At 44.9% G+C, this 14,374-nt stretch carries 14 protein-coding genes and 1 riboswitch; of the genes, 10 read left to right on the top strand and 4 right to left on the bottom strand.

The features are described from left to right. Genes Ami103574_RS09915 through mfd form a run of 4 tightly spaced genes read left to right on the top strand, consistent with a single transcriptional unit; the run spans nt 1 to nt 5,731 of the window. Nucleotides 1-693, top strand: coding sequence for a DapH/DapD/GlmU-related protein (locus Ami103574_RS09915; protein ID WP_163066866.1), 693 nt, complete (start codon nt 1-3; stop codon nt 691-693). A gap of 55 nt (nt 694-748) precedes the next feature. Further along, complete coding sequence (locus tag Ami103574_RS09910; RefSeq protein WP_163066865.1) at nt 749-1,699, top strand: ribose-phosphate diphosphokinase; 951 nt, start codon at nt 749-751, stop codon at nt 1,697-1,699. Between the two features lie 29 nt (nt 1,700-1,728). Then, nucleotides 1,729-2,319, top strand: a complete 591-nt coding sequence (gene pth / locus Ami103574_RS09905) for an aminoacyl-tRNA hydrolase (RefSeq protein WP_163066864.1) — start codon at nt 1,729-1,731, stop codon at nt 2,317-2,319. Beyond that, complete coding sequence (mfd, locus tag Ami103574_RS09900; RefSeq protein WP_163066863.1) at nt 2,312-5,731, top strand: transcription-repair coupling factor; 3,420 nt, start codon at nt 2,312-2,314, stop codon at nt 5,729-5,731. Before pth ends, mfd begins: the two co-directional genes overlap by 8 nt. Nucleotides 5,732-5,876: 145 nt before the next feature. On the opposite strand, the gene Ami103574_RS09895 is transcribed toward mfd, so the two are convergent. Next, complete coding sequence (locus Ami103574_RS09895) at nt 5,877-6,368, bottom strand: stage V sporulation T C-terminal domain-containing protein (RefSeq protein ID WP_163066862.1); 492 nt, start codon at nt 6,366-6,368, stop codon at nt 5,877-5,879. Nucleotides 6,369-6,647: 279 nt separating this feature from the next. Between Ami103574_RS09895 and Ami103574_RS09890 the strand changes: the two genes are divergently transcribed. From Ami103574_RS09890 to Ami103574_RS09865, 6 genes are all read left to right on the top strand, one after another. Next, nucleotides 6,648-7,940 (top strand): amidohydrolase family protein, encoded by a 1,293-nt coding sequence (locus Ami103574_RS09890; RefSeq protein ID WP_163066861.1) that lies wholly within the window; start codon nt 6,648-6,650, stop codon nt 7,938-7,940. Nucleotides 7,941-7,954: 14 nt separating this feature from the next. Further along, nucleotides 7,955-9,553, top strand: coding sequence for a putative polysaccharide biosynthesis protein (locus Ami103574_RS09885; protein WP_163066860.1), 1,599 nt, complete (start codon nt 7,955-7,957; stop codon nt 9,551-9,553). Nucleotides 9,554-9,571: 18 nt separating this feature from the next. Further along, the gene (gene mazG, locus Ami103574_RS09880) at nt 9,572-10,411 is read left to right on the top strand and encodes a nucleoside triphosphate pyrophosphohydrolase (RefSeq protein ID WP_163066859.1); all 840 of its coding nucleotides are present in this window, start codon (nt 9,572-9,574) and stop codon (nt 10,409-10,411) included. A gap of 57 nt (nt 10,412-10,468) precedes the next feature. Further along, a complete protein-coding gene (locus Ami103574_RS09875; protein WP_128745175.1) occupies nt 10,469-10,747 on the top strand; it encodes an HU family DNA-binding protein in 279 nt (92 codons plus the stop codon). Between the two features lie 229 nt (nt 10,748-10,976). Continuing rightward, nucleotides 10,977-11,789 carry an alpha/beta fold hydrolase gene (locus Ami103574_RS09870; protein ID WP_163066858.1) on the top strand — a complete coding sequence of 271 codons (813 nt, stop codon included), beginning with the start codon at nt 10,977-10,979 and terminating at the stop codon, nt 11,787-11,789. 120 nt (nt 11,790-11,909) lie between these two features. Further along, nucleotides 11,910-12,152 carry an RNA-binding S4 domain-containing protein gene (locus Ami103574_RS09865; protein WP_163066857.1) on the top strand — a complete coding sequence of 81 codons (243 nt, stop codon included), beginning with the start codon at nt 11,910-11,912 and terminating at the stop codon, nt 12,150-12,152. On the opposite strand, the gene Ami103574_RS09860 is transcribed toward Ami103574_RS09865, so the two are convergent. From Ami103574_RS09860 to Ami103574_RS09850, 3 genes are all read right to left on the bottom strand, one after another. Further along, nucleotides 12,146-12,649, bottom strand: coding sequence for a folate family ECF transporter S component (locus Ami103574_RS09860; protein ID WP_163066856.1), 504 nt, complete (start codon nt 12,647-12,649; stop codon nt 12,146-12,148). The two genes, Ami103574_RS09865 and Ami103574_RS09860, sit on opposite strands and share 7 nt — an antisense overlap. A gap of 74 nt (nt 12,650-12,723) precedes the next feature. After that, a riboswitch (THF riboswitch) is annotated at nt 12,724-12,834 on the bottom strand. A gap of 107 nt (nt 12,835-12,941) precedes the next feature. Next, complete coding sequence (locus tag Ami103574_RS09855) at nt 12,942-13,325, bottom strand: DUF4363 family protein (protein ID WP_163066855.1); 384 nt, start codon at nt 13,323-13,325, stop codon at nt 12,942-12,944. Further along, nucleotides 13,322-14,026, bottom strand: a complete 705-nt coding sequence (locus Ami103574_RS09850; RefSeq protein ID WP_163066854.1) for a DUF421 domain-containing protein — start codon at nt 14,024-14,026, stop codon at nt 13,322-13,324. The genes Ami103574_RS09855 and Ami103574_RS09850 overlap by 4 nt, the downstream gene beginning before the upstream one ends. Nucleotides 14,027-14,374 lie beyond the last annotated feature (348 nt).

The raw sequence follows: 14,374 nt of genomic DNA, 5'->3' as shown, positions 1-14,374 counted from the left end.
ATGACGATGGAAGAATGTCTGGAGTTAGAAGAGGAACGGCTGGAAATAAATAAAAAGCACCTGGAAAATGGGGTGAAATTTATAGATATCAGGACCGCCTACATTGGTCCGCAGGTAGAAATCGGATCGGGGACGGTAATTTGTCCTTGTGTTACCTTGGAGGGAAGCGTTATAATCGGAGTTGACTGTGTCATCGGCCAAAACAGCCGCATCCTGGATTCTGTCGTGGGAGACCGGACAGAGATTCAGAGTTCTGTAGTCACGGAGAGTACGATTGGCAGCGATACCAAGGTGGGGCCTTTTGCTTACCTGCGGCCAAACAGTACGATTGGGAACCACTGTAAGGTGGGTGATTTTGTGGAAGTAAAAAATTCCACCATGGGAGACGGAGCTAAAGCTTCGCATCTGACCTATATTGGAGATTCCGACGTAGGGCAAGATGTGAATTTGGGCTGTGGTGTGGTGTTCGTCAATTATGATGGGAAGAACAAGCATCGTTCCGTCATCGGTGACGGAGCATTTATCGGCTGTAATACCAACATTGTCTCCCCGGTGACGGTGGAGGACGGCGCTTATGTGGCAGCTGGCAGCACGGTAACCAAGAATGTGCCAAAGGGAGCCCTGTACGTGGCCCGAGCCAAAGAGAAGATTATCGAAGGCTGGGTAGCGCGCAGAGGGCTTTTAAAGAAATAAGGTCCATCAATACATAAAGAAGCAGTGAGAAGAGAGAAAGAGGTGTAGAAAACAAATGAAGAGCGGAGCATTTTCAGATTTTAAGATTTTTACGGGGAATTCACACCCGGCGCTGGCAGAGGAAGTTGCCAAGATTATGGGCAAGCCTTTGGGTAAGGCTACAGTGAGCACGTTCAGCGACGGAGAGATTTCAGCGAACCTGTGGGAGACCGTGCGGGGAGTTGATACGTATATCGTTCAGCCTACCTGTAACCCGGTGAACAACAGCCTGATGGAAGTCTTAATTATGATCGATGCAATGAAAAGGGCGTCGGCTGGACGAATCAACGCGGTAATCCCATATTATGGGTATGCCCGTCAGGATAGAAAAGCTAAAGCCAGAGACCCAATTACAGCCAAGCTGGTGGCAGACTTGCTGGTAGCTGCTGGAGCAGACCGGGTAGTAACCATGGATTTGCATGCAGCTCAGATTCAGGGCTACTTTAACATTCCGGTAGATCATTTGCTGGGTATGCCAATTTTAGTTAAATATTTTCAGGAGAAGAACTTAGAAGACCTGGTTATCGTATCACCGGACCACGGCAGTGTGACTCGGGCCAGAAACATGGCGCAGCCGTTGAACTCACCGATTGCTATCGTGGACAAGAGACGTCCAGAGCCGAACAAGTCGGAGATTATGAATATTATCGGCGACATTGAGGGCAAGACGGCTATTCTGGTGGACGACATGGTAGATACCGCCGGTACCATTACCAATGCAGCTAACGCTCTAAAAGGCCTGGGGGCAAAGGAAGTGTATGCTTGTGCGACTCACCCAATCCTGTCCGGCCCGGCGATTGAACGGATTGCCGATTCAGCCATCAAGGAGCTGGTTTTGCTGAATACTACACCTATTCCAGAAGAAAAAGTCATCGACAAAATCAAGGTGCTTTCCGTAGCGCCATTGTTTGCTGAGGCCATGATGCGTATTTTCACCAACGACTCCATCAGCAAGCTGTTTGATTAGTCGACATAATAAAAGGATGCTATAAGAATATGTATGTAATTGTTGGACTTGGAAATCCAGGCAAAAAATATGAAAATACCAGGCATAATATCGGGTTCATCGCCCTGGATTACCTGGCTGACAGGCATGGAATTAAAATCACGAAGATAAAACATAAGGCTTTGGTCGGAGAAGGAAACATCTCCGGCCAAAAAGTTTTATTGGTCAAACCCCAGACTTATATGAATCTCAGCGGCAATTCCGTCCGAGAAGTGATGGAATACTATAAGCTGGAGCCGGAGAATTTGCTGGTGGTTTACGATGATATTGATATACCGACAGGGAGTGTGCGAATCCGCAAGAAAGGCAGTGCCGGTACGCATAATGGTATGCGGTCTATTGTCTACGACTTGCAGTCTGATCAATTTCCACGGATTCGAATCGGCATGGGTAACAACAAAAAGGCTGATTTAGTGAATTTTGTAATTGGCAGCTTTACCAAAGAGGAAAGGAAGATTTTTGAAGGGGCCGTGGTCCACACAGCGGATGCCATTGAATGCTTCTTACAATTTGGCATAGATAAGGCGATGAATGAATACAATACAAGAGGAATTGCAGGAGAAGAAAAGGGTAATGAGTGATAATAAAATCATCAACATATCCGGCATATCTGAAGGACGGGTAGCTCCTGTCGGCGCCTATATTGCAGAAAAACACGGGGGACCTGTTCTCATGGTCACCTCATCTGCTATCAAGGCAAAACGACTGGGGGAAGACCTGTCTTTTTTTGCCCATAAAAAGGTATATGTTATGCCAGACGTGGGTGAGATATTCCTCCGTTATGAGGCAAAGACCCACCATGAGTTGCTGGATCGCTTGAAAATTTTAAAGGCCCTGGTTACTGGGGAAGATTGCATCGTGGTGGCACCGGTGGCAGCGGTACTGAAGAAGCTGGCAGGTTCGGAGCATTTTCAGAAAAATATCATCAAGCTACAACTAGGTGATGAACTGAACTTGGAGGCGACAAAAGAACAGCTGGTGGCTATGGGCTATGAGCGTGTGCCGATGGTGGCGGCCAAGGGCCAGTTCAGTGTTCGCGGGAGCATCATCGATGTCTTCACGCCGGATGGGGAGCAGCCTTACCGGGTGGAGCTCTTTGACGTGGAGGTAGATTCCATCCGCAGCTTCGATCCAGATACCCAGCGGGCGTCTCAGAACTTGGAGGGTATAGAGGTCTTTCCAGCGGAGCTGCTTCAGATTAAAAAAGAGGTCTTCGAAGAAGCCGCAAAGAAGATTAATAAGGAATACTCCGCCTATAGAAAGCGCTTGCTGGGCAAACAAGAGGAAGGCAGAGAACCGGATCATCGGCTGGATCAGCTGGAAAAGCGAAAAAATGAATTGCTGGAGTATATAGAAAATCGTACTAATATTCAGCTGCTGGAGAATTACATCCATTATTTTTATGAGGAAACCGTTTATCTGTGGGATTACCTGCCAGAAGATTCTCTAGTCATGGTAGATGATCCAGACCGAGTCATCGAGGCACTGGAAGCTCGGGTGGAGGAGTTTAAGAGAGACTTTGAAGTGCTCCTTGAAGCTGGCTATGTAATTCCCAAGGACTATAAGGCCTTTTTTGATCAGAAGGAATACTTTAAGCTATATCAGCAGCCACAGGTTTATCTGTTTACGCCTTTTCAAAAGCGCATCAAGGGAGATGTAGCTTTAGCGGAAATCCATCATGTTGTCAGCAAGCAGGGGCCGGTATTCAACGGCCGCATGGATATGCTGGCAGAGGCTTTAAAGCGGTACATTCAAGAAAATTACCAAATTACGTTGGTATGTTCCACCCCGGAACGGGTGGAAAACTTGAGAGAGTTTGCGGATCGGAATGGATTGGCGGGGAAGTTGTCCTTTAAGCTGGGCAGCATCACTGGGGGCATGGAGTTTCCGGAGGAAAAGATATGTTACATCTGGGATGGAGATATTTTCACCAACCAGAAGCAGGGCAGAACGAAGAAGAATAAGCCTAAAGGAAAGGCTATCCAGAGTTTTTCCGACATGCATAAAGGCGATTTCGTGGTCCATGAAAACCACGGTATCGGTAAGTTTCTGGGCATCGAGCAGTTGGTGGTTCAGAAGATTAAAAAAGACTATTTAAAGATTAAATATGCCGGTGAGGACATGTTGTATGTACCGGTAGAGCAGATGGATCTGATTCAAAAGTACGCCAGTTCCGATGGAGTATCCCCTAAGATTAACAAGCTCTCCGGCAGCGAGTGGAAAAAGACTAAAGCCAAGGCTAAAGCGGCTATCGCCAATATGGCCAAGGAGTTGTTGGAGCTGACAGCCGCCAGGCAGATGGAAAAGGGCTACTCTTTTTCGGAGGATACGGTCTGGCAAAAAGATTTTGAGGACAGTTTCCCTTACCAGGAGACGACCGATCAGCTGCGGGCCATTCGGGAGATTAAGGCCGATATGGAGCAGCCAGTGGCTATGGATCGGCTTCTTTGCGGTGACGTAGGTTACGGCAAGACAGAAGTAGCAGCCAGAGCCTTGTTCAAGTGCGTAGCTGAAGGCAAACAGGCAGCTGTTTTAGTGCCGACCACTATATTGGCTAATCAGCATTATCTGACGTTGAAAGAGCGCTTTGAGAAATTTCCTTTTAAGGTAGAAATGCTCTGTCGGTTTCGAAGTGACAGACAGCAGGACGAAATTGTCTCTCAGTTGGAAAAGGGCACCGTGGATCTGGTTATTGGTACCCACCGCATGTTGTCTAAGGATGTGCATTTTAAGAACCTGGGGCTGCTGGTGGTAGATGAGGAGCAGCGCTTTGGGGTTCAGCACAAAGAGGCCATCAAGCAGCTGCGTAAAAATGTAGATGTACTGACCATGTCGGCTACGCCTATTCCACGAACGCTGCATATGTCTTTAGTGGGCATCAAAAACATGAGCTTAATTGAAGAGCCGCCGGAAGAACGGTATCCGGTGCAGACCTATGTATTGGAGCAAGAAGATGAGTTGATTCGCACGGCGGTCGAGCGGGAATTGGCTCGGGATGGCCAGGTTTACATCATTTTTAACCGGGTACTTGGCATTAACAAAATTGCGGCTCAGATTCGGCGGCTGGTGCCAGAGGCCCGGGTAGAAGTAGCTCATGGGCAGATGAATGAGCATCAGCTGGAAGATATCATGATCCGCTTTATCAACAACGAGAGCAATGTGCTGGTGGCGACTACCATCGTGGAATCCGGCATTGACATTCCAAATGCTAATACCATCATTATGCTGGATGCGGACCGGCTGGGCCTGGCTCAGCTATACCAGCTGCGGGGGCGGGTAGGCCGGAGCACCCGGCTTTCCTATGCGTATCTCATGTATCAGCGGGACAAAGTGTTGTCGGAGGTATCGGAAAAGCGGTTGCGGGCCATTAAGGAGTTTACGGAGTTCGGAGCTGGATTCAAGGTGGCTATGCGGGATCTGGAGATTCGAGGGGCCGGCAATCTGCTTGGTACGGAACAGCACGGCCACATGATGATGATTGGCTATGAGCTTTACTGTAAGCTGGTGGATGATGCCGTGCGGGCTTTAGGCGGCGAAATCGTCAATCCAGACCGGGAAGAGACCTCCATTGAGCTTCAGGTTACGGCTTATATTCCGGATCGTTACATTGCAGACGAAGTGTTGAAGCTGCAAATGTATAAGAAGATTGCGGTCATTGACAGCGGAGATGGCGAAGAAGAGATTATAGATGAACTGATTGATCGGTTCGGTGAGATTCCAAAGGAGACTCTGAACCTAATTCAAGTATCCAGAATCCGCTCCATGGCGGAAAAGTTGTGTATCACCCGAATCCATGAGGATCAAAATCGGATTATTTTTGATTTTGCGCCGGAAAATCCATTGAAAGCTCAGGCGTATGGACGTTTGTCCGACCGATTTGGCATGCGGATATTCATTCATGGTGGGGTCAAGCCTATGGTGCGTTACACCATGGAAAAGACTAATAAGCTGGCAGAAACCCTTCGAGTTCTGGAGACCATGAAAGAAGAATAGATGAAGGGGTATCAGGATGGATCCTTCGTCCATATGTCTTTTGGCTTTATTTATTGCACCACGAAAAATCGCACCTTGCAAACAGGGTGCGATTTTTCGTGGAATATTTGGCCGATGGGCTGGCCAAGCCTCCAAGGAAGCCTTTTCAACTTTCCATCTGGCGGGCCAGGAATGTGGCCCCAATTTCAGCGGCCTTCAATTCTGCATCTCCTAAGACTTTGTCGTCCTTTGGCAGGATGGAGATGGAACCGATGGAATCTCCTTGAGAAATAATCGGTACGACAATGCGATTTTGTTCCATCAGGCGGTTTTTGCCTTGAATCAGCCGATCCAGTTCATGATCGATTTTTTTATCTAATAAATCCTTTTTCATGCCACCGGAAACGGCGATAATCTGGTCAGTGTCTGATACGACCACGGTGCTTCCCAGAACACTGGAGGCCGTTTCGGCGTACTCACCTGCAAATTGGCTCAGTTCGTTAATTGGAGAATACTTCTTCAAGATAACTTCGCCCTCTTTGCTGGTGTAGATCTCCAGGGGGTCTCCCTCCCGAATTCTGAGGACTCTTCTTATTTCCTTTGGTATAACAACTCTGCCGAGGTCGTCTATCCTTCTAACTATGCCTGTTGCCTTCATAAATGATTCCTCCTACATACTCTTTTGGTTTAACTTGCAAGTTACTTTTAATTCTTGCTAAATTTTCATTCATATTGTTTGTAACAGAGGAAAATTTATACTCAAGTTTAAGAAAAAATCAGTTTGACAAAAGCTGGAAAGATTCATGGCAATCAAGAGAAAAAGAGTGAACTTTAAAAGCTAGTGTGTTATAATAAATCCTATGATTTGTACGGTGTTGACGTAAATTTCGGATTTACTGCTGTTTGGATACAGCTACAGGAAAAGAGGAGGTTCTCAATGATATTTACAAATATTTCAATTTTAGATGAAAATATGCAGATACAGGAAAACATGTACGTAGGAATAAAAAATGATAAAGTCGATTATATTGGTAAGGAGATGCCAATCAGCGATTACGGTGAAGTGTACCGCAACGGAAAGGGTAAGCTGCTGATGAGCGGCTTTTACAATACCCATGCGCATTCGCCGATGACTTTGCTCCGAGGTTACGGAGAAAATCTAGCATTGCAAGATTGGCTGAATCAGCGGATCTTTCCTTTTGAAGCCAAGCTGGACGGCAATGCCGTATATTGGGGCACTTTGCTGGCCATGGCCGAGTCTCTGCGCTTTGGTATTGTCTCTACTACCGACATGTATTACTTCTGTGAGGATATGGCCAGAGCTATTGAACAGTCCGGTGCCAAGAACAATATAGGCAGAGGGGTGACTAATTTTAGTGATGGGGATCTGTACGATCTGGAAAGCTTTGCAGAAATGAAAGCCCTGTATGGCAATTATCACAACGCGGCAGGCGGTAAGATTAAAGTGGATATGAGCCTCCATGCTGAATACACTTCTAATCCGAAGACGGTTCAACAGATGGCGGCCTATACCAAGTCCATCGGTGCAAACATGCATGTCCACGTATCCGAGACGAAGCTGGAACACGAAGAGTGTAAGGCTAGACACGGGGGGCTGACTCCGATTCAGTATTTAAATAGTTTGGGACTGCTGGACAATAAAACGACAGCGGCTCACTGTGTTTGGATTGAACCAGAAGATATGGATATCATTAAGGAGAAGGGGGTTACGGTAGCTAGCAATCCGATCAGCAATTTAAAGCTGGCCAGTGGTGTTTGCAATGTTCCGGAACTTTTAAGAAGGGGCATCAACGTATCCATTGGAACGGACAGCGTGGCTAGTAATAACAGCTTAAACTTCTTAGAAGAGATGAAAGTGTTTGCGATTTCTGCTAAGGAAAAGTATCAGGACCCAACGGCGGTAACACCGGTGCAGACTCTCCATGCGGCGACCAGAGCAGGAGCTTTGTCTCAGGGACGGGAAGACTGCGGCTTGCTGGCAGTAGGCTGTAAGGCTGATTTAATTATGCTGGACATCATGCGGCCAAACTTTGCACCAATCCATGATATGGCCAACAATCTGGTCTATTCTGCTTGTGGCGGAGATATTGTCATGACCATGGTAGACGGCAAAGTCCTCTATCAAGATGGACAGTACAAGACAATTGATATAGAGAAAACAATATTTGAAACAAATAAAGCGGCGGCAAAGATTTTGAGCCAGCTGTAAAAGGAGTTTAGAAGATGGCAAAAAAATCCTTTGTTCAAGGTGCCGTAATTCTGGGAATTGCGGGCATAATAATAAAAGTCTTGGGAGCATTCTTTAGAATTCCTTTGGCAAACTTAATTGGAGAAGAGGGCATGGGCTATTATCAGACAGCTTATCCTATATATGTGCTCTTCTTGACTTTGGCCACGGCGGGCATTCCTATCGCCATATCCAGAATGGTGTCGGAACGCATCGCTGTAGACGATTATTACGAGGCCCACAAGGTCTTTCGCGTCTCCTTTATCCTACTGTTCTGCATTGGTATCTTTTCGGCAGCGATCTGCTTTTTTGGCGCAGAACAGCTGGTGGGCTTCATGGGCAATCCAGGAGCAAGAATGGCCATGATGGCCATCGCACCGGCCCTGTTGTTTGTGCCGATGCAGGCAGCATACAGAGGGTACTTTCAAGGCATGCAGAACATGAAGCCTACGGCCGTTTCTCAGGTGACCGAGCAGTTTTGTCGAGTAGGTGTGGGGTTATTTCTGGCGTATTACCTAATTAGCTATGGCAAGCAGCATGCGGCAGCAGGAGCCTCTTTTGGGGCTACGGCGGGAGCCATCGGCGGAGTAGTAACCGTGGTGTTCATTTATTTGTACATGAGAGGGTCCTTAGAACACAATATCCAGCGGACTAAAAGACGCAGTACAGAAAAGAGCAGCAGCATCTTAGCGAAGATTTTTATCATCGCCATCCCGGTGACCATCGGTGCAGCTATCATGCCTATTATGAATGCCATTGATGTAAGTATCGTTATGCGCCGCTTGCAGGAGACGGGCTGGACTTATGCTCAGGCCAATGGCATGTATGGTCAGCTGACAGGCATGGCAGGTCCGCTGATTAATTTCCCACAAGTGCTCACTCAGGCAGTAGCCATGAGTTTGGTGCCAGCAGTGGCCGCGGCCTACAAACAGAAAGATATGCACTTTCTACGGGAGAATGTGCAAACGGGCCTGCGAATGGCTATTATCATCGGTTTGCCCTGCGCCCTTGGCTTAATGGCCTTATCTGAACCCATAATGTTGCTGTTGTATCCCATGCAGCGGGAAAGTGCTTTAAGCGCGGCACCTTGTCTGTTTATCATGGCTTTTGGCGTTATCTTCCTGTCCACGGTGCAGACGCTGACCGGCGTGCTGCAAGGAGTGGGGAAGCAGATGATTCCGGTACGCAACCTCTTTATTGGTGCGCTGGCTAAAGTAGTCATCACCTACACCTTGACTGGTGTGGAGTCTATCAATGTAAAGGGCGCAGCCATCGGTACTGTGGCGGCCTACATGATTGCAGCCACTTTGAACGTCGCTGCGGTGAAAAAGTATACAGGGGCTCGATTTGACCTTATGCTGACTTATGTGAAGCCAATCGTGTCTACCTTGGTGATGGCAGGGGCGGCGGTGCTGGTGCACCGGGTCTGTTTGGGCGTGTTAGGTAATGCTTTGGCCACTTTATTGGCTGTGAGCATAGCAGGAGCCGTGTACTGCATCCTGCTCTTCGTTACCAGGTCTATTCGGCGGGAAGAAATCGTTAACCTGCCTAAGGGCCGAGCTTTGTTAAAACTGATGGATAAGTTTAGAAAATAGATGTAATTGGAGACGAAGATGGAGCAGAATCAAGTAATATTGGAAGAATACAAGCATTTATACGGCACGGCGGCCACTGCGGAGGATTCTATAGCTCGTTTGATGGAAATCATCAAAATTCTCAGAAAGGAGTGTCCGTGGGATCGGGAGCAAACTCATGAAAGCCTGCGGACCTGCATGATTGAGGAGGCCTACGAAGCGGTAGAAGCCATCAATAACGGCGATGTGGACAATTTGGAGGAGGAGCTGGGCGATGTGCTTCTCCAGGTGGTATTTCACAGCAGTTTGGCTGAAGAAAACAGCCATTTTGACTTAACAGGAGTCATTAATCGGGAATGTGAGAAAATGCTTCGCCGGCATCCGCATGTTTTTTTAAAAGAAAGCATTAAAAGTATTGACAAAGTCCTTGAAAAATGGGAAAATGTGAAAAGAAATGAGAAGGGCTCTACAGACTGCAAATCAAGGCTTCAAAATGTTCCTAGAGCATTACCTGCTTTGATGCGAAGTTATAAAGTTCAGGCCAAAGCTGCGGAAGTCGGATTTGACTGGGACGAAGTAGAAAGTGCTTTTCATAAGGTCAAAGAAGAGACTGAAGAACTTATGGAGGGTTATATCAGGAACGATAAAGACAGCATGACAGAGGAGCTAGGTGATTTACTATTTTCCGTTGTCAATGTTGCTCGATTTCTCAAAGTGGACCCGGAAGATGCGTTAAATCGAACTTCCAATAAGTTTATTAAGAGATTTAGCTTTATTGAAGATACGGCCAAGGCTCGTAACGTTTCACTGGAGGACATGTCTTTAGCAGAGATGGACAAGCTGTGGGATATGGCAAAGATGTTGGAAAAGAAAGCTTAATGCTGATTAATTTCAAGTTGCTTTAGTCACGTTTTATATTTAAGGAGGTTTTTATTCATGAACAAAGCTGAGTTAGTTGCTAGCGTAGCAGAAAAAACAGGTTTTACAAAGAAGGATGCTGAAACAGCAGTAAACGCATTTGTTGCAAGTGTTGAAGAAGCATTAGTAAAGGATGAAAAAGTACAGTTGATTGGATTCGGTACTTTTGAGACTCGTCAGAGAAAGGCTAGACAGGGAAGAAATCCTAGAAAGCCTGGAGAAACTATTGAAATCGCTGCAGCAAAAGCTCCTGTATTTAAAGCTGGCAAGGCACTGAAAGACGCTGTAAACAAATAAGCTTATATATACCAAGAAAAGGTAGCCGTACGGTTACCTTTTTTTATGCAATAAATAGCATATACGACTATTAGATAGATGCTTGTGATATAATTCCTGGATTCTGTAAATAAAAAAGAGAATATGCTTTTATTTTGACAAGGGATTTAGTATTAAAAAGAGGTATTCCAACATAGTATTTTAAGTGAATAATTAAAAGCCTATACAGCTTGCCTAAAGGAGGTTTTCAGTGGGATATTATGTTGATGCCGGAAAAAATGTGAAGATTTATGTAGAGGATCTTAACCCAACAGGAGAACAGGTTATTTTGTTTATACATGGCTGGCCTGGAGATCATAATTTGTTTGAATATCAGTTTGATCAGCTGCCAAAGAGTGGATTTAGATGTATAGGGGTGGATACAAGGGGATTTGGCAATTCAGATAAACCTTGGACGGGATATGATTATGATACGTTAGCTGATGATATCCGAGCGGTGATTGATGCCCTAGGATTGGAGCAGATTACATTAGCGGGTCATTCTACCGGCGGAGCAATTGCTATACGTTATATGGCCCGGCATAAAGGGCACGGAGTATCCAAGCTTGCTCTTTTTGCAGCAGCAGCTCCTAGCCTGATTAAGCGCCCTGATTTCCCTTACGGAGTAGATAAATCAACGATTGATCAAATCATTCAAGGAACCTATAATGATCGGCCTAATATGCTCAATGATTTTGGCAACATTTTTTTCTTCCAACATATTACACAGCCGTTTGCCGACTGGTTTTTTCAGCTGGGTCTAAAAGCTGCTGGATGGGCCACGGCAGCTATTGCTAACACTTGGATTAATGAAGTCCTCTTTGCGGATTTAGAGGCAATAAAAGTACCGACCTTAATTATTCACGGCGTGCACGATAAGGTCGTTCCCGTTCAGCTTGGCCAAATACAAAATAAGATGATTAAAGATTCCACCTTTATACCATTTTATTATAGCGGGCACGGAGCCTTCTACGACCAGAAGGATAAATTCAATGAAGAGTTAATCCGCTTTGTGAATGAATAACGTGTTTGGGCACGGAACAGGGCGACTGCTAGCTAATAAAAATAAGTTTTTCTTGTTTGCAGAAGTTGTATGATATACTATAAACATAGATAAGAGATAAAATGGAGGTTAGAAAAATACATGAGAATTGATAAGTTTTTGAAAAATTCCCGATTGATAAAAAGAAGAACCATTGCCAAAGAAGCTTGTGACCAGGAACGGATCACAATCAATGATAAAGTCGCAAAGGCCGGCAGTGAAGTCAAGCCTGGTGACATTATTCATATCCAATTTGGCAACAGTTCTATAAAAGCTAGGGTGTTGGTGTTATCAGAATCCTGTAAAAAAGAAGATGCTGCCACCATGTATGAGATTATTCAATAGATGATATTTTTTAAATATTTGTTCCATATTAACGGAACTAAAAGCGTTTGAATCGGTATGGCAATAGCCACTTTAATCAATCTGGCTGGAAGCAGGACCATGATACCTTTTCCGGTCATTAAGTACAGCCAGTAGGTATCTAGGCATAAGTTCCAGAGACAACACACGGCAACTGCTGCCAGAAAAGCTCGTGGATATGTAATATTCTTTTTGTGCAGCAACAGGCCGTAGGTGAGACCTGTGAGAAACGCTGTCAGGGTGAAGCCCGGAAAGTACGTGCCGGAGGGGAAGAGCATCATGCCAATGAAATCACCTAAGGCATAGCATATTCCCGCCCAGAGAGGGCCGAAAAGAATCCCGAGCATGGCTACAGGAAGAAATCCGAAACCGATTCGCACGATTGGGGTGTTTATGGAGCAGAAGCGAGTTAAAATCACTTCCAGCGCAATAAACAGGCCCATGAGGACGATTTGTCTGATCCTTGAGTCCTTTCGCATATAAAAAACTCCTTTCTCTATGAAATTTAAGTAGTGAACTACATCAAGAGAAAAGAGTAAGAGTCTCTTTATGTAGTAGCGGACGCAATACTGTACCGCAAATCAACGGACCATTGGCCCGTTGTTTTTTCGTTCATAAGCAACATCCCATCTTATGACACTTGACGCACAATATTTACTCTACTTTTTAAGACAATATAACATAGTTGCAGACATTATGCAACGCATATTTTATCAGAGATACAGACGGTAGAATTGGTCTCTATTTTGTGAATGGAATCCCAAGTATAGGTCAAAAAAGATTGGCTATGGTGATTTCTTGATTGGCATGGAGAAACCTCATCTGTTCTTTTAAGTAGGACAGCTCCCCAGAGGAATTAGAAAGATCTTCTGCTTTGATATAATATTTGCTCTTCGCAAAAGAATAGTCAATGTCGTTGAGTTCGTTAGTACTAAAAAACAAGCAAGCAACTTTTTTGTACTGATGCCAATCATCCTCTAACTTGTCAAGATGTTCTTCTGCTTGCTGCCAGCGGTCACTTTTCACTTCTTCTATAATAACGGTCTCAATTCTATCATTGAATTCGTGGATCTTCTCGTCGGAATAATTCGTATAAACCAGCCAAGAACCAGCCAGGACTAAAAGGCAGCCTAAGGAAATAAGAAAAGACCTCATCCAACCACCTCCACAGAAATCTTTCCATCTTTTGATGACTGATACACATGGAGCTCTTTCTTTTCATCACAAAAAGCCATCAGCACCTCTTTATAGGATAAAATTTTCATCGCAAGCAGAGCAGATTTTAAATATTCCTCATCCCAGCCTATTTTGAGTAAGTTACTTTTATATAAGCAGCCGTCACAGATAAGCACTAAGGGCAATATTTCCTTTGGTTTGACGATTCCCATATCACTGGGCGTCAAAGGTTTTTTGTCCGGCTTAGGAATAACGGACAAGTCGCCATTTGATTCAATAACGGCATAAGCTACATCCGCTAGAGAGGGAGAATTTTTTAGGCGCAATTGCTCTGTTAAGTCGTTTATATTAATGCGCAGCTTTTTTAATTCTCCTTCATTGATGATACCATCTTCTATTAATATACTGGGTTTGCCGCTAATGAAGTTTTTAAACCATTCCCATTTCAGGGATAAAAGTGAGATGCTCACTTGCAGGAAAAGCAGGGTAAAGATGGCTGTAGTTCCGTTAATCAGTGAAAGATTGGTATCCTCAATCGGCAACGCAGCCAGTTCGGCAATCATGAAGAGTACCACTAATTGAAAAGGAGAGAGCTTGGAAAGCTCTGATTTTCCCATGATGCGGATTGAAAAGAGCACCATTAAGTATAAAACCATTGTTCTTATTAAGATAATCGCCAATGAAAGCACCTCCTGAATATCTATTGCTTTTGGTCTTTATTTCGCAGATATGGTTATTCTGGACCAAAAAACAACTGATTATACTTTGTGAACGGTACAACCTTAAAAAAATTAAAAAAAGCAGTTGACATAGGCATCAAATTTTGGTAATCTATTAAAGCTGTCTCGTGAAACGGGCTGCCAGCTACCTCAGTTCTTCTGAGAAAAACTTGAAAAAAGTTGTTGACAGTTTTGTAAAGAGATGGTATACTTGAAAAGTTCCGTTAATGCGGGACATGAACCTTGAAAACTTCATAGTGTAAAAGAATTAGTCAAGAGAATATTAAGTTATTCTCCAAACTAAGTACA

The sequence above is a fragment of the Aminipila butyrica genome, assembly GCF_010669305.1.
GTDB lineage: Bacteria > Bacillota > Clostridia > Peptostreptococcales > Anaerovoracaceae > Aminipila > Aminipila butyrica.
The sequence above is the reverse complement of the archived record's forward strand: the minus strand, read 5'-3'. Positions and strand labels throughout refer to the sequence as shown.